Below are 23,565 nucleotides of genomic sequence, written 5' to 3' on the forward strand. Positions count from 1 at the left end.
AAAATTTATTTGTACGGCTCCACGACTTCACCAACGAGCTCAAACGAAGCATCACCGTACATCGACTTTTTAGTGACTAAATTTAAAGTGCCATGCACCCAGATCGGTCCCACCGCGACTTCCGTCCCCTTGCGCATCTTCACATACACCATTTGATTCGGCGGCGGAGGAGGAACGTGAATGCAAGCCTGCGGGCTCGGCACTAGGAGGAACTCAACTACATCGCGTTGATTATCCTCCAACGGGACCATAAAGCCGGGAATTTTCACTGCCTGGCCATTGAGAGCTTTTAATTCGGAAGAAGAACTGCCGGTAATGTAGTCCATTTCGCCAAGAAGACGCCAATCGACCTCTACACCATTCAGGGAAGCCGCGCCACGGGACCCCACGACTTGATAGATCACCGCACCCGCGATGGCCGCCATAATAAAAACACCTGCAAGGACCCACTTCTTCATATCCATAAATCTATTAAAGATCGGCCCCCTCTTAATTGCAATAGCTTTGCGCACTGCCCGGCGCTCTGATATAAAGGAAATTCCTGATAAGAGTGAGGCCGAAATATGAGCAATAAAATCCAGAGAGTGCGCGGCACCCGTGATCTTCTTCCCGAGGACAGCATTGTCTTCCGTTTTGTCGAAGAATCTGCCTACGAAAAGGCTCTTTTGTACGGTTACGGCGAGATTGAAACTCCTATTTTCGAATTTTCTGACGTTTTTCATCGCACTTTGGGCGAAACTTCCGACGTTGTGAATAAAGAGACTTATGATTTTACAGATCGCGGCGGAGAAAAACTCACATTGAGACCCGAAGGGACTGCGGGAGTTGCACGCGCTTTTATCTCTGAAGGCATGATGCAGAACCTGCCATTGAAGTTTTATTATTCCGGTCCCATGTTTCGTTATGAGCGACCACAAAAAGGTCGATATCGTCAATTTTACCAATTGGGCGCAGAGTGTTTAGGTTATGACTCTCCTCTTGCGGACGTCGAATGCATCGCACTTGCGTGGGATCTCCTACAAAAGATCGGTATTTCCGCAGAGTGTACGTTGGAAATCAACACTTTGGGAGACAGCGAAAGCCGCGCCGCTTATCGCGACGCTCTTGTTCAATATTTTACCACTCACCAAGAGCAGCTTTCTGCGGATAGCAAAATGCGCTTGGAAAAAAATCCGCTGCGCATTTTGGATTCCAAAGACGAAGGCGACAAAAAATTAAACGAAAACGCGCCGAAGCTTGAACAATACTTGAATGAAACGTCACAGACTTTCTTCAAGAAAGTTTTAGCTGGCATCGAGAGTTTGGGAATTCCTTATAAAGTAAATTCTCATCTCGTGCGCGGCTTAGATTATTACTGTCACACCGTTTTTGAGTTCACGACATCGAAACTCGGCGCACAAGGCACTGTTCTTGCCGGCGGTCGCTACGATGGTTTGATTGAAACAATGGGCGGCCCGAAAACTCCCGGAGTCGGCTGGGCTGCGGGCATCGACCGTCTTGCCGATTTGACTCCGAAAGAACTCGCGAACAAAAAAGAAGTTTTGATCGCGGTGATTGGCGCTGACGATCAGGGCGAAGACGAAAGTGTGAAAGTGGCCCACGAAATTCGCGCCCGCGGCTTAAAGGCAGAAAATTTCTTGTCAGGAAAAATGGGCAAGAAAATGCAAAAAGCCAATAAAGTCGGCGCGCACTACGCTCTTATTTTGGGCGGCAACGAAGTCGCAAACAAAACTGTGACGGTGAAGAACTTCTCTTCTGGAGAGCAGTTCGAGATCAGCCGCGAAAATCTGAAGACCTTCGATTTCAAAATTTAAAAAATCAAAAGGGCTCGGTGACGGGCCCTTTGTTTTTTCAGCGTTTAACACTTGGCCAAAGTCTAAAACATTAAACTTCTCGCCGTTTTTGCAGATCTGTTTTGTCAAAAAAATATGTCGATCTTTCAAACGCAAAAGCGCTATTGTCTCCTCGCATTCGGATTTGTTGCCAGAATTCATCTAGGGAACTTTGCAGTTTGTCTTCTAATATATTTAAAAAAATTAGGAGAATCTTGAATGAAGAATTATTTAAAACCTGTCGGAGTCGCGATTTCTCTGACACTAAGTCTGTACGTTTCTCCTTCCATCGCGCAAGTTACCTTCGAACGTCCAGGTCTTAAAGAGATGACGAAGGAAGAAAATCAAAAACTGCACAAAAGAAAAATCAAAAAGGTTCGTCCCAATCGTTTGGGTGTTGAGCGTGTGAACAAAGAACGTCGCGCGCGCGGCGAAGCTCCGATCGCGGAGAATCCTTCTTTGCCTGAATTAGAAGTGGAAGAAACCAATGGAGCTACATCTTCCGGAGACATGGCGCAAGCTACTTTAGGCTCAGCTCCTGCGCAAGTGGACAACTCCAATCTTCCCGCCTTTCCTGCGATTGCCAATCAAGGCTCGATCGGCTCTTGCGTCGGTTTCGCGTCGACTTACTATATGATGAGCCACGAAGTGTGTCTGACATTGGGCTGTGACAACAAGACACAAAGAGCCCGCGTTTACTCTCCGAAGTGGACTTACAATATGATCAACGGTGGCGTCGACAACGGTTCGGCTTTCTCTGACGCTTTTGCCGTACAGGAAAAACATGGCGCCGCTTTGATGACGGACTTTCCCTACGATGCCGATGTGCGCGGATGGGATATGAATTCAGAGCACTGGAAGCGCGCGATCAATTCGCGTTTGAAACCTAATACCTATATGGTCATCAACACCGACGCGGGAATGGCGAACGTAAAGCAGTTCCTTGCCAACGGTCACGTGGTTGTTGTCGGAACTTATATTAACAGCTGGGTCTTCCGTAGCGTTCAAGCGAATCCGCTTGTGGGTTCAAATCCATTCGTGGGTCAATACATTGCCACTCACTTGAATGGAAAAATCGCAGGACATGCGATGACGATTGTCGGTTATGACGACAACATTTGGGTCGACATCAACAACAACGGAGCCGTCGAAAGCCAAGAGCTGGGTGCGTTTAAATTCGCAAACTCTTTTGGCACAGGCTGGGGAAATCAAGGCTATGCGTGGGCTTCTTATGATGCTTTCCGTGCGACGTCGACAGTTCCTAACTTTGCTCCAACAGGTCGTGTCCAACTGACTCAAAGCGGTTATTCATTCAATCAAATTTACACGCCTTATACGCCGAAACTTTTGGCACAAGTGAATATGTCACATGCTCTGCGCTCGCAAATGGCGTTGACGTTCGGTTCTTCCGCGAACACGGCAAGCACTCCTTCACTAACGTGGACTCCGTTTGCTTTCGTGAACCGTGGTGGCGGATATGCGTTTGATGGAACTACGGTTGAAAAAGCGGGCTCCTTCTACTTCGATATTTCTTCTTTGGCTGCTTCGGATATCAACACGCAGAAGTTTTATCTGACGTTGAAAGATTCCACTGCGGGATCTGCATTGACGACGTCCGCATTTAATATCGTGAATCCAAGCGTAGGAAACACCCTGCTTTCCGCTCCTGGAGTTCCGGTCGCGGTCGATGCGACATCCCGAATTCTCGTGGCGGGTACAACACCCGCGCCAACGCCGACACCCACACCAACTCCGGTGCCGTCCGTTGATACAACAGCGCCAAGTGTGCCGCAGAACTTCTCTGCCAACTTGCGCACGATTCGCGGTGGTAAAGCTGCGCGCGTAAATCTGGCGTGGAGCGCTTCCAGCGATAACGTCGGTGTTCATAAATACTACATCTATCGCAACGGTGTGAAGTATGCGGAAACAACGTACTTGAACTACACAGACAACAACATTGCCCGAGGAGTGACATACACTTACCAAGTAGCTGCTGTCGATGCCGCAGGAAACATCTCAGCGAAATCGGTATCGATCTCGCGAGTCTGGTAAAAAAAACTTCTCAACAAAGAAAAGAGGAGAGCATGGCCAAGGAAAAAGATTTCTTCTTAGGTAAAAAGAGCCTCTCCTCTTTTCCCACTCACGGCGATCATTTCGTGCATCTTCGCAACAGCGAGTTGGAAGAAAAAACGAACCGCCTGGGTGACAAGCTTGCGGATCTTCAGGAAGTTATTTTTGCCGAACGCAAGCATAAGATACTCATCGTCTTACAAGGCCTTGATACCTCTGGAAAGGATGGAACCGTAAAACATGTTTTCGGTACGACGAATCCCCAGGGGGTCAAGGTCGTCTCATTCAAAACGCCGACGGATCTTGAAATGTCTTACGACTATCTTTGGCGAATCCACCAAAATGTTCCCGCGAAAGGCGAACTGGTGATTTTCAATCGCAGTCACTATGAAGACTATGTTGTGCCAAGAGTTCACAAAACATTACCTTCAGACATGACCAAACAACGCCTCAAAGACATTCGCGGCTTTGAACGCATGCTCATAGACGAGGGAACCGTCCTGCTAAAATTCTTCCTGCACATCAGTTTGAATGAACAAGCGCATCGTTTACAACAGCGCCTCGACAACCCTAATAAACACTGGAAATTTTCTTTAAGCGATCTCACCGAACGCAGATACTGGGACAAGTATCACGACGCCTACGAAGAAGCGATCACCGCCACCCACACCGAAGAATGCCCGTGGTTCATCATCCCTGCCGATAACAAGCGCCTGCGCAACTACATCATCTCCAAAATCCTGGTCAAACGCCTCGAATCCCTCAACCCCAAACTCCCCGAATTCGACCCAAAACTCATCAAACAACTAAAATCCGAAGCCAACCGAGTCCTCGGCACCGCCAACAAATAGAAATATCAAGACACCTTTAAACAAAGAAAAGCCTGCAAAGCACAGCATCTATCAGTTGAGTTAAAGTCTTCTCTGATGCGAAAGCATTTCATCAATTGAATTGAAATTTTCTTTAACGCAATTTTGGAGTTCAGAAGCGGCTTTGATGACCGAGTGAGACCTTCGCGGGGCCTGGATGGCCCCCTGCCTAAGGCAGGAGCGACAAGGGCAGGAGGCCCGGGTCGAACGAAGCGTCAGCAAAGACGCTTCTGAACTCCAAAACCTCGCGCTTACAAGAAACTACTTGCGATTCAACTTGATGGAATGCCCTCTGCCCCATCCAGGAATATTCAAAGAACTAGCACGAGTCCAAACGAACATCATGATCAAGCCGACAACAAACATGGCCACCGACAACCACTGCCCGCGAGTCAAACCCAGCCATTGGAAACCAATGTGCGCATCAGGCATACGGAAGTGTTCATCAACAACGCGAACCACGGCGTAGATCAAAATAAAACAAGCAGCGATAAAGCCCGGCTTACGCGGTTTTCTCCACAAGAAGAAAAGCACAAGGAAAACAAGCAAGCCTTCACCGACAGCAGCAAACAACTGCGACGGATAACGAGGCGTCAACAACGGAGCTATAGCTTCTTTCACCGCCGTGTTGCCCTCTTGGATCGACTCGACAACTTTATTCATCACAGAATAAACCTGATCGCGGGCAGCAACATCGAAGCGGAATTTATCGACCAGCTCCAACCATTGTTCGCGTGTTACACCCACTTTTTCAACGACAGGAGAAAGCTCTGCCACTTTCGCCATATCTTGCCCCGGCCATGCGAAAATATCTTGCGGGAACTTCACAGCCAAAGGGTAAGAAGGATCGCAAGGACGACCAACAAGTTCGCCATTGATAAAGTTGGCGATACGACCAAAGAACACACCGACAGGACCGGAAACGGCGACAAGGTCAAAAAGATAAAGAGCGTTCACAGAGTATTTACGCGCGTAAAGCAAACACGCCACAACGATACCGATCATGCCTCCGTGGCTCGCCATCCCGCCTTCGTTGACAGCAAGCACTCCCCAAAAGGGAAAGGACGATTTGAATTTCCAGAGAAGATCTGGAGCATAGAACAAAACGTATCCCAAACGACCGCCCACCAAAGTGCCAATCGCCGCGTACGTGATAAAGTCACCGACCATGTTGGGTGCAAGCCCTGCTCTTTGTCTTTGCGCCAACCACTTGATCAACAAGTAAGCGCAGATGAAACCCATCATATAAGAGAGTCCGTACCAACGAATTCCAAAATCACCGGAAATTCTTAATGCAAAGGGATCAAAATCATGAACCACAACGTATCCTTTTCTGAGACGTTAACGTCGTATCAATATGGGATTTCTTAGACCTTCCCACATAAAAGCGAGAAAATAGGGACATGTCTAGGTTTTCATCTTTGCTTCTACTGTGCATTATCACGTTTTCAGCCATGGCCGAGGCTCAGAGCGGCCGCCGCTGGGGCAGCGGTATCGACTTCACTCAGAGAGCTGCCAATCGCGAAAAAGGTCGCTGGTCTCTGACGGAATGGCTGGAGATGAAAAATCGCAATCGCATGATGGATATGTGGCTGTCGATGAACTCACCTTCGCCGTTTGAATTCATGCTCGGCGGTTCTTACAATTCACTCAAAACGGAAGTGCAAGGCACGACTCCGAGTGAAACTTCTTTTACGTCCTATGCAGGACAGCTGTCTGCTTACGCGCAGTTTGTGGGCCTGACAGGAGAATATGAAAACAACACCGAAGAACATTTCACAGATACGACGGGAATGCTGAACATCAGGCTTTTAGGAAACTCGATTCAGAACACAAGTTTTACGATTCATTATGGACTGCGCACGCGCGAATACGCGGATAGCGCTCAGGGCCGCTTGTCACAACAATTTGGACAGGCGTCTTTGCAGGTTTATTTAACAAAGTATTTTGGTCTTGATGGAAGTTATCGTTATTTCCTTCCCACCTCCACGGATGAATTAGGAGATGTCGAAGGAAGTATCACTGAAGCAGGGCTTTTTATAGACTTCAAAGCCGTGCGCATATTCGGTGCCTGGTACAAGGAGAGCCAGAAAACAAAGATCCCTGCTGCGACGGATGACACAGTCACCGATCGCGCAGGGATTAGGTCAGGCCTCAAGATTTTCTTTTAGCCGAAGTGCAAACTAGTCTAGTTGAATAAGTTTGTTCTCACCGCTTACGAAGTAAGACTCAACAGATTGCTCATGCGCCATTGGAGAAGTTACTTTCCACTCCATGTTCATTTGCATACCCGCTACTGGATCACGCTTTGAACCTGTGTTGAATACAGAAGGGATCACAGCTGTTGCATCCAATTGGAAGCCCCAACCAACAGAAACGTTCGCAGGTTGGAAAGTCGCGTTTGTGATGTATTTACCGATACCGTCAGCAGAACCACCCGCAGTGTAAGTCACGCGGTAAGAGTAATCGACAACAACCATATCGAAACCGTTCAAGTATTGAACGTTGTAAACTTTAGATTGAGGAATGTTCCAGCCAGAAAGATCAGACCAGCAAGTCAAACCTTTTGGAAGAGCGTTCGCAGTGTCGATCTTGATGTTCACTACAGGACGACCTGCATTGATCACGTTGAAGATCTTTTTACCGATGTTGATGATTTGGTCTACGATCAACTCAACAGCATCCAAAGGATTTACAGAACCCAAAGTTTTGTCGCCAGTGAATTTTGGCTCCAAAGGCAATTGAGAAGAGTTGCAGTCTTGGTTCAAACCGTTCACGCCGCTCGCGAACAATTCTTTTTGAGCGTATTGCTCTGTAACGTCAGATACTTTTACTTTTTTGATTTCGAAGTATGCTTTGTCGATTGCGAAAGCTGAAGAAGCCATTCCCAAAGTCAAAGCCATAGCTACTAGTGAACGAATCATTTAGGACCCCCTGTTTGTTGCCCAGGGGTTCTATCAAGGTGAATACGAGCTTTCAAATGAAAAGACACGGAACAGGCAATTATTCGTCCTGGTGCGTCACCACTGCTTCGTGAAGCCTAACATGGGGAATATCCAGGACTTAGAGTTCGAAGCACTCGATTCCACGCCGCTCACAGTCTTTTTTGTGTAATTCGCGAGGTAATAATTTATGGAAGCTCCGACGTGCAATCCCGGCTTCAATTCGGGCATCAAGCCGAACTGAATCCAGAAACTTGTCCCCTGCCAGCTTTCGCTGGTTGTGCCATCCGAGAAAGTACCGCGGCTCAAAATATTATAGGCGGCGCTCAGACTGTAAAATTCGTTTTTGCCGAACTGCCATTTCATGTAAGGACCGGTGTCTTGAGAGGTGAACGTCGTCGTCTCTGTCACTTTATCAGTGTGCGAGATGCCCGAATAATTCCACCCGCCCCAAATCGTCTTTTTGAAATTAAAAAGAATGCCGACGTTATAGAAATACTTCGTCGAAGTCGTCGTACTCGATGTCGTGAGATTGTCAGACAAATAAGTACCGCCCACTTCGACAAGAGTTCCCGCCAAAGAGGACGTTGCTAAGAAGTGAGTCACCGCAAAACTAAGAAAGATAAAGAACTTTTTCACAGAATCTTTATCGGACGAAGGGGGCCTAAAACTCAGGGCCCCACAGCGATTTTTGGACTATCGTCTTTCAAGAAGAGCGGCATAGAAGCCGTCGTAACCTTCTTTATCTGGACGAAGGTGAATTTGCTTGAGCAAAGTCCAGTGCTCTCCGTGCTCGGCCATGAATTTTTCAATCTGCTTTTCATTCTCACTCGGCAGAAGGCTGCACGTCGCATAGACCATCTTCCCGCCTTTTTTCGTCATATCCGAATAAGTCGTAAGAATTTCATACTGCAGCTGTTGCAAGCGCGAGATCTCATCGTTAGTCAGCTTCCATTTTGAATCAGGATTACGGCGCAGAACGCCCATGCCGGAACAAGGTACATCCAACAACACGCGATCCGCCGTTTGACTCATACGTTTGATGACTTTGCTGGAGTCAATCACACGCGTTTCAATCACATCCACACCGTCGCGGCGAGCGCGCACTTTGAGTTCTTTCAGTTTCCACTCATGAATGTCCAAAGAAATAATTTTCCCTTTGTTCTTCATCAAGGAAGCCATGTGCAGACTCTTGCCTCCGGCGCCGGCGCAAGCATCGACGACGCGATGACCCGGTTGCACATCCAAAAGAGGCACCACCATTTGTGAAGCGGCGTCTTGCACTTCGAAAAGACCTTTTTTGAAAGGTTCGGTGATGAAAACATTTTTTCTTTCCGTGAGTTTCAAGGCGTGCGGCAAATCCGGCGACACTTTCGTTGCAGAAATTCCTGCATCTGCCAAAGTCTTCAGTAATTCATCCGGAGTTGTTTTCAAAATATTCGTGCGCAAGAAAACTTCCGCCGGTTGGTTCAAAGCACGCACGACATCTTTGTATTCCGCTCCCAACTCTTGCGCCAAACGCTCGTCCATCCAGTTTGGAATCGACTGCGCCACGGCGAATGAAGGGATGTCTTTTTGCCGAGCCAAAACTTGTTGCGCCGACAAACCTTCCAGTTCATCCCATTGCGGAAGCTCGTGCCCTTGACGAACCCAGTAAGCTCCCCAGATTTTCCAGAAATCATTGTCATCCGCTAAATAACTAAGAAGGCGTTCCCAACGCACAATCTCATAGACAGTCTCCGCAAAAAAACGACGGTCGCGAGAGCCCCATTGTTTTTGCGCTTTCAAATTTCTTTGAATCACTTTGTCGGCGTATTGCCCTTGTTCAAAGACTTCATCAAGGGCCGAGATCACTGTTTCTACGAGATGTTTATGAATTTTCAAAATGTAAATACCAAGCCAGCGGCTAAAAAGGTTCCGTTCAACTGCCCAGAAGAGAGCAAAAGCAGGTGGTTTTTTAAACCAGCTTCAATGAAGAATCCAGTGTTTTCCAAGATATCGAAAAAGCGTGCGCCCAAAACCAACTGATAATCGAGCGAAAGAGCGGATTTGCTGTCGACTTGTTTTAAAAACACGCCAAGGCCTGCACCAGCTCCGAAATAGAGAGGGAAACGTGAACCCGCATCAGGAAAGGTGATCAACGGCATGAAAGAAAGTTTTGAAGGTTTTTCACCCGTAAGATCATAATCCGCATACTCGATACGAATGTTGAGATCCATGGAGTTGTACCACTCGCCCACGCGATAAGTGACACCGAAAGAATTTCCTCCGACGTCATCCTCTTGCCCGCTCGGTCCCCAATCATAAGATTGCGAAGAGATATAACGGCCAAAGTGCAAAGCCAGATAATGATCCGATGACGAACCACCTTGATAAGATGTTTGCGCTGGATCTCTTTTTTGAAAATACTTCGCAGCGGCTTCACGGCCGACAATGGGTTGAGATTCCTGTGCCAAAGCGACTGTGCTTAAGAACAAGGGCAAAATCATTGATAGAAAAGTCTTCACACGCACCTCATTTTCTAAGCTCTATTTTAGCCAGGTTTTAACTCGGTGGGTAAGTCTATGACGCATAATGCTATTTGATCCTGGACATAATGAGTATTGACTCATAGAGCCCCTCTCCCTAATCTCCAGGCAGCTTTTGAAGGACGGGACTAAAGACTATGAAATGCCCATTTTGTGGACATGCTGATGACCGGGTTCTAGATACTCGCGTGCAAAAAGACGGAAGCATCCGTCGTCGTCGCGAATGTCTGGAATGCAAGGCGCGTTTCTCGACAGTCGAGACCATCATGTTGGCCTTCCCGTTCATCATCAAAAAAGACGGTCGCCGCGAACCTTTCAGCAAAGAAAAAATCCTTAAAGGACTTCAAGCTGCCTGCCAAAAACGTCCTGTGAGTTTGGCACAGATTGATGCTGTCGTGGAAAGAATCGCTTCTTGGGTTGTGAACCGCGGAGAAAGCGAAATCTCTTCCCGTCTTATCGGCAAAAAGGTTATGGCCGAACTCAAGCAACTGGATGACGTGGCTTACGTTCGCTTTGCCAGCGTGTACAGAACCTTCAAAGACGTGCAAGAGTTTGTGGAGACTCTTGAGGACGCTGAACTGCTTGATTTTGTCGATGCAAATAATCCACAATTAAGTCTCACAGCGATGAACTTTGTAGAAAACGAAAAGAAGCCGAATAATGAAACTGACAGCAAGACGACAAGCCCGCGAACTCGCACTCCAAATCCTTTTTCAAACTGAGTTCGCTCCTCAGATCAGTTACCAAACTTTCCTAGACGTGTTCGAGCAAAGCCTTGATCCTGAAGTGATCAGCTATGCCGACCTGCTTGTGACAGGCGTGCAACAGAACAAAGCGGCTATTGATTCTAAAATCCAAGCATCCAGCGCCCACTGGAAAGTCGAGCGCATGGCAACGATCGATCGTAACATTTTACGTGTCGCGGTTTACGAAATGAAATTCTCGCACGAGCCGATCAAAGAAAACATCGCGATCAACGAAGCTGTAGAGATCGCGAAAAAATACGGCACGACAGAATCTGCAAGCTTCGTAAACGGCCTTCTTGATCAAGTAAGCAAGGTGCACTGATGGCGATGAGCGTGCTTTCCCAAGCCAGCGCCCTCAATCCCGGTTCCGACCTGTGGATCGTGCCTGACTTGGACAAGTCGCAATGGACAGCTAAGCTCGATTGGTATTTGAATTTTCAAATTTGTAAATCGACTCGTCACCTCTCCCCGTCTCTTCCCAACTATTTGCGCACAGTCTTAGCCGAGACGGAGCTCGAGAAAAAATCCATCGACATCAAACCGTCGGCGCCTTTGATGATTGCAACTCACGAACTTCTGCCGAACAAATGGGTTGTTCTGCTTCCGTGGGACGGCAATCTGAAACAATGGACCACGCAAGTTTTTGAAATTTGGCAAAAGTTGAAAGAGCCATCATTGCGTGTTTTCTTGCCACCTGGACAAAGTACCGGGAACCTGCAACTCGCGTGGCAGACTCACCACACCTTCGAAGATTTCACTGTCGTGCTTGATTAAAAGCCGAATCCTCCCCAAAATAAAAGTGACACAGCTTAGCGGGAGCATTCACGGATGGAAAAATTGTCGCAAACTTTAGTTTCAAAAATCACCATGTTGCAAAGACGTTTCGAGTCTTTCTTGGACAATGATTTTGAAAGCAAAGTGGAAGAGACCGATCGCAAACAAGCGCCTTTCGAAGCATCCCGCGATCTGGCTTTGGTGCGCGGCCTTTCTCACGGTTTACCTGAAGATCACATTGATCGCGCGATTGTCGTGTTCTCGCGTCTTGCTTTGCTTTTTGATGCCGGCATACTTTTGGAAAACAACGACGGGCAATGGCGCGCGCAAGCGTCTTTTTACAAAGGCGCGTCTCAGCTTCTTAAAAACAACGCAAAGATGATCGTGAAAGTTCCCGAGATGACGATGATGTCGATTCTGCGCACGGACTCCCAAGCAATGCTTGAAAAACTTCATCTACAACATTTAGATCCTGAAAATAAAACGACATGCTTGCTGATGAAAGCGAGTCCCGATTTCGCATTCTTATTGTTTTCAGAGATGGCGGATTTGTGGTTGAAAGAACATATCGAAAACGTGCGTCGCGCATTGATTAATGGATTTGCCGACTAATGACTGACGGCGGTTCTAACACCTACACGATTTATATTCTCTCGGACAGTACTGGCGAAACGGCGGCGACGATGATTCGTGCGGCGCTTGTGCAGTATTCAACCAAAGACATCAATATCATTCGTTGTAAAAACGTGCGCACAGAAACCCAAGCCGAAGCCGTCATTGAGGAATGTTTCGAGCGTCGCGGAATGCTCGCATATACGGTGGCAAGCCAGCATTTGCGCGCAAAGATTCGCGAAATGGCGTCAGGCAAAGGCATTCCTCATTATGATTTGCTGGGGCCTTTACTTTCCACTTTAGATACTTTCTTTGGCGAGCACTCCGAGGACCAAGTGGGTGCTTTGCGTGCCGTGGATGAGCGTTACTTCAAGCGTATTGAAGCCATTGAGTACACAGTGAAACACGACGACGGAAAAACGTTTGCAGAGCTGGATAAAGCCGACATCGTTTTAGTCGGCATTTCCCGTACAAGTAAAACGCCTTTGTCGATCTTCCTCAGTCATAAAGGCTGGAAGGTCGCGAATGTCCCGTTGGTGTTGGATACACCCCTGCCAGAAGAGTTATTTAAGATTGATCAGCGCCGCGTGGTTGGACTGATTATCGATATGGATTCACTACAAAGAATTCGTAAAAGTCGATTGGAAAAATTCGGGCAAGATCCCGGCGGCTCTTACGCTTCGATGAGCCACATCGCCAAAGAGATCGAATACGCCGAGAAAATATTCAAACAAAACCGCCGCTGGCCTGTCTTCAACGTGACAGAACGCGCTTTGGAAGAAACCGCGAGTGAAATCGTGCGTATCATCGCGGCTCGTTTGGGTCTTCCTGACAGCGTGATCTTTTAATTCTACTTTGCTCTTTCAGCACCGCGTTTTTGCGTCAAAACGGAAATACGCCCTTTACTAAGGTTGATCACAAAAAATCTTGCATAGAGCTTTCAAAGGAAACTTCCAAATCAGCAGAAGGTGTTACACCCAACTGCTCTGCAGAAACGGATGGCGTAAAGCGCATGGCGCAAGTGGCTGCCTCGGCGTTACGTCCACATTGAATTTTGATGCTCTCATCAGAAGTGATCACATCTAAACTGTCCGTGGCACCAAGAACAGCCATCATTCCTGCAAGGCGTGCTGAAGCCGAAAAGGAAGGACTTTGCGTCCTTCCTTTTCATTTTTTGGGGATTCAGTTATGGAAGATTCGGATATTGGCAGAGCAAAGAGTCTGACTGTCCTACACTCAACACAGCATTTTCTTTTTTCGCGGTTAACACGGTCATCTTGTCGAAGTAGATAGAGAAGATGTCACCTTCCCACGTCGTCGTGCCTTCAACAAACTGCCCGCGGTCTTGAGCAACCACTGTGTTTCCGAGGAGAACAATAACATCGATCGCGCCCGTGTATTCATCTGCAATACCTACAACCTCTAAAGCGGAGTCAACATAGGGAAGACTTCCACAGACAAAAACATCGTGACTTTCTTGTGAATCGCGCGCCATAGCCGCCGTTGAGATTAAAGTCAGAGCTGCCATCATTACCACCAAGTTCATTTTCATAAAGAGTTCCTTTCGTAGGGTTTGAAGTTGCGGCACTTCTACGATGAACTCTTATTGAACTCCAGTTTTTTTGACACAATATGTGTCAGCTTCTGACACAGGAAGTTTCTACTAGTACGTGCAGTTTACAGAGAGCGAGTAGTACATTCTGCCCCAGCTATAGATCATTCCTCCAGGCGTGCCCAACGTGAGTTTAACATCGGGGCCCGAGTAGGTGAGATTGTCCGCGTAAAACACACCTTCTTCCTCGAGAATAATCTGCGCGCCTCTATACACCGTGACTGACATTTTTTCGCCGCCAAGTGATGAGCCTTTCACACTGATTGGATGACCGCCTTCGGCACTTTCACAATAAAAGGAAACACTGTCCCCGCCGCCCTCTTTAAATCTTGCCATCGCCGAGTCCGCGACAAGAAGGCTAAGACCTATGATGGAAAGAATGATGTGCATTTTCATAACTATTCCTTTCATTTTTTTGTGGTTAAAGGAAAAAAACTAATCTGCATTTGATAAACTTCTTTGCCGTTTTTAGGACGACGGAATTCCCGTGCAAAAGCGCGGCGGAATTCCGTAATTCTTTTTACGGCCTCTGTCATGTCGGCGGCGTCAAAACAGAAGGTCGCTGACGTATGATTACGCTGAGTTAACTCGACCTCTTGCACGGTTCTTTGGGAAAGCTCAAGAAGCTGAATTTGATATTTTCTTGCTGCATCCGAAGTTTGCGCCGGAGTTAAATGCGTCAACTCTCCATTTTCCGAAGTTTCCACCCAGTGATGGCTTTTCTCTTTGCGGAGTAAGTTCATGCGAAACAAACGTTCGATCGCAATATTTGCTTCCGACTTAGTGATTCCCAAGCGGCGACTAATCCATCCCGACTCCGGTTTAAAATCAAACACGTGAGTCAGTTCTAATATCGCGTAATGATACCAATCCGAAATCAGGGCAAACTCGTCCAAACTTTGCTTTTGAGGTTCATGCGAGTTGAATGACTCTTCTTGTTCAGAGACTGGTAGACGACGAATTTGCTCAACCGAAAGCCCCAAGGCAGACCCCAGGCGCAGCTTCATTTTCTCTGTGATAGGACGCTTGCCATTAATCATTTGGGACAACGCCGACGGCTCTACACGCAAGGAGCGCGCAAAGGCCCTTAAAGAGTAGCTGGGGTTAAAGCGGCATCTTTCCACAAGCTCAGCCTGCAGAAGACTTCTGAAGTTGGTCGCGGTGACCTTTTTACGTTTTTCCCGGGAAGGTTCCATGCAGCGAACGATCTACACCCCTCGGTTTCGACCGTCCACTATTTTGAAACAAACTGTGTCAACTTCTGACACAGTTGAAATTATTGCCTGAAGCTAAGAGCTTAAGCCGCTTTCGAAGCAGCTACCTTTGCAGATTCGAAAGAAATCACCTGAGCGGAGGCAGAAGCTTCACGCTCGCCGTAAACAACGAGGTTCAACTCGTCAACGACCGCTTTCATGATTTGCGCTTGCGTGTTGATTTCGTCCGCCGTGCCTGCAATCTCTTCTGACGATGCCGCATTCGACTGAACGGATTGATCCAATTGATTCATCGCTTTACTGATCTGTTGAATTCCCGTGGACTGTTCTTCACTCGCCAACGAAATTTCCGTGTTCAAATCAGAAACCTTTTTCACGGACTGAACGATATTCTTCAACATATCGCCTGACTTCGCAGACTTTTGAGTACCGCGTTCAATTTTCTCTACAGATTCTTTGATAAGACCTGTGATGTCTTTGGCTGCGGAGGCAGATCTTTGCGCCAAAGAACGAACGGCTTCAGCAACAACTGCGAATCCTTTTCCATGTTCGCCAGCGCGGGCCGCTTCGACAGAAGCATTGAGCGCCAGAAGATTTGTTTGGAAAGCGATATCGTCGATGACGTTGATGATCTCTTCAATTTGTTTTGAAGATGCGGAAATCTCTGTCATAGAAGACAATAGCTCTTGCATCTCTTTTTCACCTTGAACCGCCACGTCCGAAGACGCCGCAGAAAGGGACGCCGCTTGTTTCGCATTGTCAGAGTTCATTTTCACCATGGATGTCATTTCTTCCAAAGCAGCGACAGTTTCTTCTAAAGAAGCCGCCGATTCGCTGGAAGATTGAGACAATGACTGTCCCGCAATGGACAACTGCTGAATCGCCGTTGACACTTGATCGCCGGAGTTCTGCAATTTCTCTGAAAGACGGCTGACTGATTTAGAAATGTAACGAGCGATTAAAATAACCGCAGCTAGCAGGAATAAAACGCCTGTTAAGGCAATGATCATCTGTGTCCACACCATAGAGTTCGCTTCCGCCAAAACCGTTTTTGTCGGCGTGCGCACGATCAGAGCCCAAGGCTCTTCGGTGTTACCCACAGGCAACGGTGTAACGACATAGAGGTACTCCAATTGATCTTTAGGATCCACACCCGTTACAACAAACTCTTCACCTTTTGAAATCGCGGCTTTAAATTTATCCGCTTCAAACGGATACTCCGCAGGCTTCGTAATAAGTTTTTCGTCAGGATGAGAAACAAAGTTTCCGTGCGCTGTCACAAGATAGGCTTCGGAAGTTTCGAAAGGTTTGATGGAAGACGCTTTCTTTTGAATCTCCTTCAGAGGCAAATCCACACCGGCAACACCCAGGAATTTACCGTCAAGCACGATAGGCACAACAGCCGAAGTCATAAGAACTTGCACGCCGTCGATAGGATAAAGGTAAGGCTCTACCATTGTTTCTTTTTGACGATTCTTTGGAACAAGGTAGTAATCGCCTTCCCCCGGATTCGAATAACCAATCAGGGGAGTTAAGGATGCTTTGCCACCCTCCCAGTTCATATACGGAACGAAGCGACCTGTTTGATCGTGTCCTTTTGCAGAAACGTAATCACTGTCGCGACCGTCCCAAGCATTCGGCTCCCAACCCGTCCATGCCCCGATAAGAAATTTATTTTTCACCAGGATTTCACGAAGGGCATCAGCTACGGAGTCGCGGTTCGTGTGACCGTTCTTTTTATAAGCCTCTAAAAAATGCGCCACGTTGCGAGAGATATCAAGACCATGCTCGACTTCCAAACGCATTTCTGTCGCGTAAGCGCGGGCTGTTGCAACGGTTTTATCTGTCGCCGCTTTTTTCGCGGTTTCATGTCCTTTGCGCGCCATTAAAAAAGTCATCGTGCCTAATACAAGAAGCGCGATAAGAATAATGGGAACTGCAAGTTTCACTTGAATGGAGCGATGTTTCGTCATTGCCTGTCCTTTATGTGCCATAGTTTCAATGAGTTACTTCGGCAAAAAAGCGAACAATGTTTAATGTTCCAACCATTAAGGAATTATTCTGGACTCGACCAAATTCCGGAAGAACGCTCAAGCACGTCCAAATCCAAGGCGGAAGGAGGAAGCCGTATTTAAAAGTACGGCGACGACGCCTAACGCAGGAGTTGGGCGTGATCGAGCGTTCTTTAGCCTTTTTCTTGTTGGGCCATGGTTTGGTAGAAGATATCGATCAGAGGTTTGTTCTCGGAATTCTTTTTACTATAGAACATCAGGTCGATTTCATAGTGCAGATCCTTGACATAGACGCGATTCAAACGCCCTGAACGCACTTGTTTTTTTATTGAATGCGCCGGCAAGAACCCCCAACCTAACCCCGCTTCGATAACACGTTTCAGTGTTCCTACGTTGGCAGATTCAAAGATGGACGGCACCTGGAGGCTGTTCGCCTTCATTTTTTCATTCACAAGATGCGTGAAACCGGGGAACTCCTCTGTGAAGTTCACCAATGCAAAGGCGCCGATATCTTTAAAAGAAATTTGCTGCGGCATCTTTTCGTCTTTACTGGAGCCGACAAGCCACATCTCCTCTTTAACCAAAAATTTCGCATCGGAGTTTTCTAGTTCCGTCGCGAACTCGGTCTTCACATCCGGCAGAATCAGAATATCGTACTGGCCTTTTTTGAAACTTTTAATGAGTTCATCGCCGCGGTCGTAATCAATCTTCAACATGAGATCGGGATTATGGCGCATCAAGCGACCAACGATGGGACTCATCAAGTGCAGTCCTAAAGAGTTGAGCGTTCCAATGCGCAACTGCCCTTTCATTTGATTGCCGATGGATTTGATCGCGATTTCCGCTTGCTGAGTCAGATTGATAATTTTTTTAGCGTACTCATAAAGAACTTCACCCTGCGGCGTCGCCTTGATCTGACGTACACCGCGCACAAGCAGCTCAACACCTAGATCTTCCTCTAGGTTCCGGATCTGCTGGCTCACCGCCGGCTGAGTAAGATAAAGCTTGTCTGCCGCTGCAGTCATGCTTCCCTCGCTGATGACAGTCACAAAGGTCGTCAGTTGATAAAGATTCTTCACAGAAAAATTCTCCTTTGCTCTTTGATCCGAAGGTAAATTGTTATTATACTTAACGCATTACCAACTAAGAGGTCAGCATGAAGTCTCAAATTTTCGCATCACTCGCTGTTATTCTACTCAGTTTTAGCGCCCATGCAAAAGTCTTTCGTAATGCTTATATAGCATTCGAAATGCCAGAGACTTGGAAGTGCAATCTGGAACAAACCGAGTGGGTCTGTCGTTCTGAACAAACAAAAGAAGCTAAAGAAGCCATTATCATTCTTACAGCCAAAGAAGTGGGCCCCACAGACACCTTCGCCCTTTACGAATCTCACTTGAACTCTCCTATCACGATCAACCTTAAAGGCGGCGGCGTGAGCGAGTCGAAAATCGTTTATAAAGCGAAGAGCGTACAAATCAATGACCAGACATGGGTGGACTCTTTGCACTTGGGTTCGGAAGTCCCGAACTACTTCACTCGTTATCTAGCGACAATCAAAGACAAAATCGCGATTCTTGTGACGTTCAGCGCGCACAAACAATACTACACGAAGTACAGTCAGGACTTCTTTAAAGCCGTCATGAGCTTGCGTGTGATCGCTTCAAAAAATCTGACTTTAAAACCCGAGTTGGGACCAATCCGCCCTGGATCTGAAACTTTGGGTGCTCCGATCAGTTCTGCGATGCCTGCAGATATGCTTCAAGGCGATGGCACTGAAGGCGGAGGTAACAAGAATAAGAACCTTCTTTTAGGCGGAGCTCTTCTTCTGGCCGCTTTGGGCGCCTTTATCTTTCTTAAAGCGCGTAAAAGACGAAAGTAATTCCTTAGAAACTCTAAGGGCGCACGATCTGTGCGCCCTTTTTTTATTTTCCGGCTAAACAAAATTCGAACAATTGCAGAATCTTAAGATACAGCGAAAAGATGGTTATGTTACGTTGCGCGCATGTTGAGCATTCGTGCTTTTCTTACTGCGCTTCTAATAGTGCTTTTCTGTCTTGCGGGGCAGGCACATAAGATCCTGGTTGAGGACAGTTGGCCGCCCTTTGCATTTAAGAAGGACAATTTTCCGGTCGGTCTTTCCGTGGACCTGGTTTCAGAAGCATTTTTCCTGGCTGGGGAACCTCTTGAGCTGATGCAAGTCCCCTATCCCCGCTGTATCGCTCTTACAGCCAACGGAAAATACCCTGCTTGTTTTAATTCTGCCTACAGTGCCGAGATGAAAGAGTTTTTGTTCCCCAAAGAGCCGCTTTTCAAAAGCCGCGGCTTGATTGTTTTTAATATTCAAAAAAAGGAAAACCACGTTCATAGCTTAAAAGACCTTGAAGGCAAACAGGTGGCCCTTCCGACGGGATTTCCCTTCGGTACAGCTTTCGACGAAAACAAAAAAATTCTGAAAGTCTTTACAGCGAATGACTTTAACAGTTTACGTATGGTTCACACCCAAAGGATTTCCTTCGCCGCCGTGGATGAATTCGTTCTTTATTATTATTTGAAACATCATCCGGAGTTCAGAAAAACGTTGCGCATCACTTTGCATCTCAGTGAAGAGCCCATCTTTGTGCACTTTGCGAAAAACTCGGAAGGAAAAGTTCTTTTGCGGAAATTCGAAACCGGACTTATTAAACTTAAAAAGTCCGCTCGCTACAAAGAGATTCTGGAAAAATGGGTCGGGAAAGAGGGCTTAAACAAGGTCGCCTTGAAATCTCCCCGCCAATAAAAAAAGGCGTACTTTCCGCACGCCCTTTTTGGTTTTTCGCCGATCTATTTTACTCTTTGAATTTCCGGCTTGTACTTTTCAAACTGCGGAATAATTTTCTCATCCCCGTAAACGACAACTTTGAAATTTGTCGGGCTGAGGTGCTTATTGATGCTGTTGTTGGCTTCTTTCACGCTGATACCTGCGACGTTTTTATTAAAATTCGTCAGGTAATCCACCGGAATTCCGTAAAAATCCAAAGCCAAAAGGTTGTAAGCCAAACGGTCGGCCGTTTCGATCGCACGCGGGAATTGACCAATCAATTGGTTTCTTGCACCTGCCAACTCCGCTTCCTGAGAACCTTTTGTGACGTAGTCGCTGACGACCTTCAACGTTTCTTCCAATGTTTTTCCTGCAGTTTCATTCTTTGTGAATGTCGAAACTTCGAAGCTGCCTTTTTCTTTTCTTACGTCAAAATAGGAATAGATCGAATACGTCAGGCCCAAATCATCGCGCACCTTCTGATTCAATCGGCTGGCAAAACTGCCGCCCAAGGCTTCATTGCTTAAACGCAAGCGAAGATAATCTTCGTCACTGCGGGCAATACCCAGTTGGGCGACACGCACTTGGGTCTGCTGGAGGCCTTTTTTAACGATCAGTTTCACTTTCAAACCGTCAATCGCCGGAGCGGCCTCTGCTGTCACGACAGGAATGGTTCTTTTTGTCCACTTCGAAAAAACTTCTTTCACTTTCTTTTCATAGTCTTCGTTGAAGTTTCCGACCACGGCCAAAGAAGCATTGTTAGGACGATAGAAAGTCAGATAATGCTTAATAACGTCTTGTTTCGTAATCGCTTTCAGACCTTCGGGAGTACCGTTGATATCTCTTCCATAAGGGTGCGCACCGAAAAGGTATTGGTCCATTTGGTCGTCTGCATACGAAGATGGATTGTCGATTTTCTTTTGCAAACCTGCGAGCATTTGCGAACGCAGACGCTGGATCTCGCCGTCTTTAAACGCCGGATTCATTGTCACGTCAGCGAATAAATCCAAAAGAAAATCAGAGCCGGTGATCAATGCGTCCGCATAGACCGTCGTCGCATCAGCGCCCGGAGTGATATCAATGCCCGAGCCCAATTGACCAAAATCATCGGCGATTCTCATGGCGTCACGGCTTTGCGTTCCTTGCTCTAAAAGATAAGATGTCAATGCATTCAATCCCGCTTTGGCAGCGGGTTCCTGTACAGAACCCGTTTTCAACATCAAAGTAAGACTCACGCGCGGCAGACTGTTGTCGCGAATAAAGAAAACTTTCAAACCATTATCCAAAGAAAGTTCTTTGTAAGGCTGCAACTTGAACGAGCCGTTGCCTTTGCTGACATAACCCGCGGGAATGTCTTTTTTAGAGGAGCTCGAACATGCTATGAAAGTGCTGCAAATAAGAGGCAGAGTGATTGCCAGTGAAATTCTTTTCATAACTATTCCTTCTTCGCCTTAGGTTCAAGAGTGATGATCGAACGCTGCGTTTGTTGCGTGTACTTGTCCGCGACCTTTTTAATATCGTCGGCAGTCACTGCCTGATACTTCTCAAGATCCGTGAAAAGACTTTCATAAGTTCCTGTGACGATTTCATTCACCGCCAAGGCGCGCGCTTTACCATCCATCGTTTTCAAACTATCAACCAAGTCTTTCATCACTTGGGTTTTAGCTTTCTCGAGCTCTTTGTCCGAAACTTTTTGATTTCTTAGTTTCCAAATCTCATTGTAAACGATATCCAGAGCTTCTTGTGTTCCAAGGCCTGGCTTCATATTCACGCCGACACCCATCACACCGGCTTCTTTCATCGCATAGTTATATGCGTAAGCTGATGTCGCGATTTGTTTTTGATAAACCAGACGTTTATGCAAACGACTGGACGTGCCATAGCCCAAAATGTTGGCTGCAAGATCCAAAGCATACATGTCTTGAGAGCCCTGCTCGGGGCTGCGGAACGCGACAACGAAAGAACTGTTCTGTACGTCTTTTCTTAAAATCGCGTTTTGTTGCACCTTCTGCGGAGGCTCGGTCAAAAGTTTTCTTTCCGGCAACGCGCGAGAAGGCAATTTGCCATAATATTTTTCAATCAGGCTTTTAACTTTAGAAGTTTTGAAGTCTCCGACAAGAACAAGAACCGCGTTGTTCGGTACGTAAAACGTATTATAGAAGAAGCGCAGTTTTTCCGAGTCATAGTTGTCGATGTCCTTCATATAACCAATGACCGGCCATTTATAAGGAAGCACCTTAAACATCGTTCCCATCATCAGTTCGCGCAACAATCCCATCGGATTGTTATCCACGCGCCAACGGCGCTCTTCTTTTACAACTTCTTTTTCACTCTTTAAATCTTCCGGGCTGATCGAAAGTGAACTCATACGGTCCACTTCCATATCCATCACCAACTCGAGCTTTGAACTTGGCAGGTTTTCATAAAAACCCGTGTAGTCGTTTGTTGTGAAAGCGTTGTTCGTGATCCCGTTTTCGTGGAAGATACGATCAAAGGCTTTACCGTCATATTTCTTAGCACCCTTAAACATCATGTGCTCGAGCATGTGCGCCGCGCCCGTGACACCCGGATACTCATCGCGCGATCCAACACGGTACCATGTGTGATAACTCACCATCGGGACCGCATGGTCTTCCAACAAAATCACTGTCAGACCGTTATCCAAAACGAACTTCGTGACCGGCAAAGAAATCTTTAAAGAATCCTGAGCCGTCCACCCTTTGATGGCACCGAGCGGCTCTTTGACTTCCGGTTTCGTGTTAGGTGTGGGATCGATGGCTTGTGCTGTTAAGGAAATGCAAAGCCCCAAAAGCAAAATCGAGAAACGTGTCTTCATAGATGCTTCTTTCGTTGAATATACAATAGGTTCTAGTTTGAAACCCTAGACGACTGAATTCAACGACTTGAGGACTTTTAAGACTTTTGGCAGAGGTGTGTTCTATTGCACAACGAAGTCAGAGAAAAACACATCCTTCACGACGCCGCGATGAAGAATGCCGTTCACTTCTCCGGCAATTTTATCTTTAAGGAAAAGTTTGCCTTGGATGCTGTCGAGCTCGGCAAAATTTTTATCATTTAAAAGACGGACAATGCGGTCACGAGCTTTGGCGCGGTTTTCCGGCTCCATCACTTCTTCAAAACCTTCTTTGCCCAACATTTGCAAATTCACCTCAAGACGGATCGTGCGCTTCGGTTCGCCACCGAGGTTCACAGTGAACTTATCCATTGTGTAAACCAACGGTGCTGTGTCTTCTTCCGAGGTCGAGGCCAATTCTCTTTCCGCTTCTTCTTCCGTCACTTTGGGACTCTCCCATCCCATTGTCGAGGCATACACCATGTAACCGCCGGCACCCATCACAGCAAGATTCAAAACGGCGAATGCCACTTGAAAAATCATTGCCATGTTTTTTGGTTTTTGTGCGGGAGCCTGCGCTTGTGTTTCAGCCATGTAAACCTCGTATCATTGAAGGTATCGGTGAATCAGGCGAAGGTCTTAAGATCTTGGGCTGCTTTTTTTCAGCGGAAATGTTGCCGAAAATGTCCAAGCTTTAAACACA

26 protein-coding genes are annotated in these 23,565 nt (G+C 46.9%); 11 read left to right on the forward strand and 15 right to left on the reverse strand.

Annotated elements, in window-relative coordinates:
* Positions 1-5 precede the first annotated feature (5 nt).
* The gene (locus tag QJS83_RS12105) at positions 6-464 is read right to left on the reverse strand and encodes a DUF3299 domain-containing protein (protein ID WP_284605148.1); all 459 of its coding nucleotides are present in this window, start codon (positions 462-464) and stop codon (positions 6-8) included.
* 99 nt (positions 465-563) lie between these two features.
* On the opposite strand from QJS83_RS12105, the gene hisS reads away from it, so the two are divergent.
* From hisS to QJS83_RS12120, 3 genes are all read left to right on the forward strand, one after another.
* Positions 564-1,814 carry a histidine--tRNA ligase gene (hisS, locus tag QJS83_RS12110; RefSeq protein WP_284605149.1) on the forward strand — a complete coding sequence of 417 codons (1,251 nt, stop codon included), beginning with the start codon at positions 564-566 and terminating at the stop codon, positions 1,812-1,814.
* Between the two features lie 237 nt (positions 1,815-2,051).
* Positions 2,052-3,884 carry a C1 family peptidase gene (locus tag QJS83_RS12115; protein WP_284605150.1) on the forward strand — a complete coding sequence of 611 codons (1,833 nt, stop codon included), beginning with the start codon at positions 2,052-2,054 and terminating at the stop codon, positions 3,882-3,884.
* A 32-nt stretch (positions 3,885-3,916) separates the two neighbouring features.
* Positions 3,917-4,753, forward strand: a complete 837-nt coding sequence (locus QJS83_RS12120) for a PPK2 family polyphosphate kinase (protein WP_284605151.1) — start codon at positions 3,917-3,919, stop codon at positions 4,751-4,753.
* Positions 4,754-5,032: 279 nt separating this feature from the next.
* On the opposite strand, the gene lgt is transcribed toward QJS83_RS12120, so the two are convergent.
* Positions 5,033-6,091, reverse strand: a complete 1,059-nt coding sequence (lgt, locus tag QJS83_RS12125) for a prolipoprotein diacylglyceryl transferase (protein ID WP_284605152.1) — start codon at positions 6,089-6,091, stop codon at positions 5,033-5,035.
* A gap of 83 nt (positions 6,092-6,174) precedes the next feature.
* On the opposite strand from lgt, the gene QJS83_RS12130 reads away from it, so the two are divergent.
* Positions 6,175-6,942, forward strand: coding sequence for a hypothetical protein (locus tag QJS83_RS12130; RefSeq protein WP_284605153.1), 768 nt, complete (start codon positions 6,175-6,177; stop codon positions 6,940-6,942).
* Between the two features lie 12 nt (positions 6,943-6,954).
* Here QJS83_RS12130 and QJS83_RS12135 read toward each other — a convergent pair whose 3' ends face one another.
* The 4 genes from QJS83_RS12135 to QJS83_RS12150 all read right to left on the reverse strand — a co-directional run bounded on the left by QJS83_RS12135 (position 6,955) and on the right by QJS83_RS12150 (position 10,220).
* Positions 6,955-7,695 (reverse strand): hypothetical protein, encoded by a 741-nt coding sequence (locus QJS83_RS12135; protein WP_284605154.1) that lies wholly within the window; start codon positions 7,693-7,695, stop codon positions 6,955-6,957.
* 96 nt (positions 7,696-7,791) lie between these two features.
* Positions 7,792-8,352, reverse strand: coding sequence for a hypothetical protein (locus QJS83_RS12140; RefSeq protein WP_284605155.1), 561 nt, complete (start codon positions 8,350-8,352; stop codon positions 7,792-7,794).
* Between the two features lie 57 nt (positions 8,353-8,409).
* Positions 8,410-9,597, reverse strand: coding sequence for an RsmB/NOP family class I SAM-dependent RNA methyltransferase (locus QJS83_RS12145; RefSeq protein WP_284605156.1), 1,188 nt, complete (start codon positions 9,595-9,597; stop codon positions 8,410-8,412).
* Positions 9,594-10,220, reverse strand: a complete 627-nt coding sequence (locus QJS83_RS12150) for a hypothetical protein (RefSeq protein ID WP_284605158.1) — start codon at positions 10,218-10,220, stop codon at positions 9,594-9,596. Before QJS83_RS12150 ends, QJS83_RS12145 begins: the two co-directional genes overlap by 4 nt.
* A 158-nt stretch (positions 10,221-10,378) precedes the next feature.
* Here QJS83_RS12150 and nrdR point away from each other — a divergent pair, with 158 nt between their 5' ends.
* From nrdR to QJS83_RS12175, 5 genes are read left to right on the forward strand one after another with little or no spacing between them, the layout of a single operon-like run.
* The gene (nrdR, locus tag QJS83_RS12155; RefSeq protein ID WP_284605159.1) at positions 10,379-10,963 is read left to right on the forward strand and encodes a transcriptional regulator NrdR; all 585 of its coding nucleotides are present in this window, start codon (positions 10,379-10,381) and stop codon (positions 10,961-10,963) included.
* The gene (gene nusB / locus QJS83_RS12160; protein ID WP_284605160.1) at positions 10,902-11,309 is read left to right on the forward strand and encodes a transcription antitermination factor NusB; all 408 of its coding nucleotides are present in this window, start codon (positions 10,902-10,904) and stop codon (positions 11,307-11,309) included. Before nrdR ends, nusB begins: the two co-directional genes overlap by 62 nt.
* Entirely contained in the window at positions 11,309-11,761 is a 453-nt protein-coding gene (locus QJS83_RS12165) for a hypothetical protein (protein ID WP_284605161.1), read from the forward strand. Before nusB ends, QJS83_RS12165 begins: the two co-directional genes overlap by 1 nt.
* 54 nt (positions 11,762-11,815) lie before the next feature.
* Entirely contained in the window at positions 11,816-12,373 is a 558-nt protein-coding gene (locus QJS83_RS12170; RefSeq protein ID WP_284605162.1) for a GTP cyclohydrolase, read from the forward strand.
* Positions 12,373-13,221, forward strand: coding sequence for a pyruvate, water dikinase regulatory protein (locus QJS83_RS12175; RefSeq protein ID WP_284605164.1), 849 nt, complete (start codon positions 12,373-12,375; stop codon positions 13,219-13,221). Before QJS83_RS12170 ends, QJS83_RS12175 begins: the two co-directional genes overlap by 1 nt.
* A 67-nt stretch (positions 13,222-13,288) precedes the next feature.
* Here the strand turns inward: QJS83_RS12175 and QJS83_RS12180 are convergent, their stop codons facing one another.
* From QJS83_RS12180 to QJS83_RS12205, 6 genes are all read right to left on the reverse strand, one after another.
* Positions 13,289-13,489 (reverse strand): hypothetical protein, encoded by a 201-nt coding sequence (locus tag QJS83_RS12180; protein ID WP_284605165.1) that lies wholly within the window; start codon positions 13,487-13,489, stop codon positions 13,289-13,291.
* Between the two features lie 70 nt (positions 13,490-13,559).
* Complete coding sequence (locus tag QJS83_RS12185) at positions 13,560-13,925, reverse strand: hypothetical protein (protein WP_284605166.1); 366 nt, start codon at positions 13,923-13,925, stop codon at positions 13,560-13,562.
* 111 nt (positions 13,926-14,036) lie between these two features.
* Positions 14,037-14,381: a hypothetical protein gene (locus QJS83_RS12190; RefSeq protein WP_284605167.1), complete on the reverse strand. Its 345-nt coding sequence runs from the start codon at positions 14,379-14,381 to the stop codon at positions 14,037-14,039.
* Positions 14,382-14,392: 11 nt separating this feature from the next.
* Positions 14,393-15,181 (reverse strand): TIGR02147 family protein, encoded by a 789-nt coding sequence (locus QJS83_RS12195; RefSeq protein WP_284605168.1) that lies wholly within the window; start codon positions 15,179-15,181, stop codon positions 14,393-14,395.
* Between the two features lie 101 nt (positions 15,182-15,282).
* Entirely contained in the window at positions 15,283-17,172 is a 1,890-nt protein-coding gene (locus tag QJS83_RS12200; protein WP_284605169.1) for a methyl-accepting chemotaxis protein, read from the reverse strand.
* Between the two features lie 212 nt (positions 17,173-17,384).
* The gene (locus tag QJS83_RS12205) at positions 17,385-18,290 is read right to left on the reverse strand and encodes a LysR family transcriptional regulator (protein ID WP_284605170.1); all 906 of its coding nucleotides are present in this window, start codon (positions 18,288-18,290) and stop codon (positions 17,385-17,387) included.
* Between the two features lie 77 nt (positions 18,291-18,367).
* Between QJS83_RS12205 and QJS83_RS12210 the strand changes: the two genes are divergently transcribed.
* Both QJS83_RS12210 and QJS83_RS12215 read left to right on the forward strand, forming a co-directional pair.
* Complete coding sequence (locus QJS83_RS12210; RefSeq protein ID WP_284605171.1) at positions 18,368-19,090, forward strand: hypothetical protein; 723 nt, start codon at positions 18,368-18,370, stop codon at positions 19,088-19,090.
* 123 nt (positions 19,091-19,213) lie between these two features.
* Positions 19,214-19,987 (forward strand): substrate-binding periplasmic protein, encoded by a 774-nt coding sequence (locus QJS83_RS12215; protein WP_284605172.1) that lies wholly within the window; start codon positions 19,214-19,216, stop codon positions 19,985-19,987.
* Positions 19,988-20,031: 44 nt separating this feature from the next.
* Here QJS83_RS12215 and QJS83_RS12220 read toward each other — a convergent pair whose 3' ends face one another.
* The 3 genes from QJS83_RS12220 to QJS83_RS12230 all read right to left on the reverse strand — a co-directional run bounded on the left by QJS83_RS12220 (position 20,032) and on the right by QJS83_RS12230 (position 23,456).
* The gene (locus QJS83_RS12220) at positions 20,032-21,441 is read right to left on the reverse strand and encodes a M16 family metallopeptidase (RefSeq protein WP_284605173.1); all 1,410 of its coding nucleotides are present in this window, start codon (positions 21,439-21,441) and stop codon (positions 20,032-20,034) included.
* A 2-nt stretch (positions 21,442-21,443) separates the two neighbouring features.
* Positions 21,444-22,844 carry a M16 family metallopeptidase gene (locus QJS83_RS12225; RefSeq protein ID WP_284605174.1) on the reverse strand — a complete coding sequence of 467 codons (1,401 nt, stop codon included), beginning with the start codon at positions 22,842-22,844 and terminating at the stop codon, positions 21,444-21,446.
* Positions 22,845-22,946: 102 nt separating this feature from the next.
* Positions 22,947-23,456, reverse strand: coding sequence for a flagellar basal body-associated FliL family protein (locus tag QJS83_RS12230; protein WP_284605175.1), 510 nt, complete (start codon positions 23,454-23,456; stop codon positions 22,947-22,949).
* Positions 23,457-23,565: the final 109 nt, after the last annotated feature.

It is taken from the genome of Bdellovibrio sp. 22V (genome assembly GCF_030169785.1).
Lineage (GTDB): Bacteria > Bdellovibrionota > Bdellovibrionia > Bdellovibrionales > Bdellovibrionaceae > Bdellovibrio.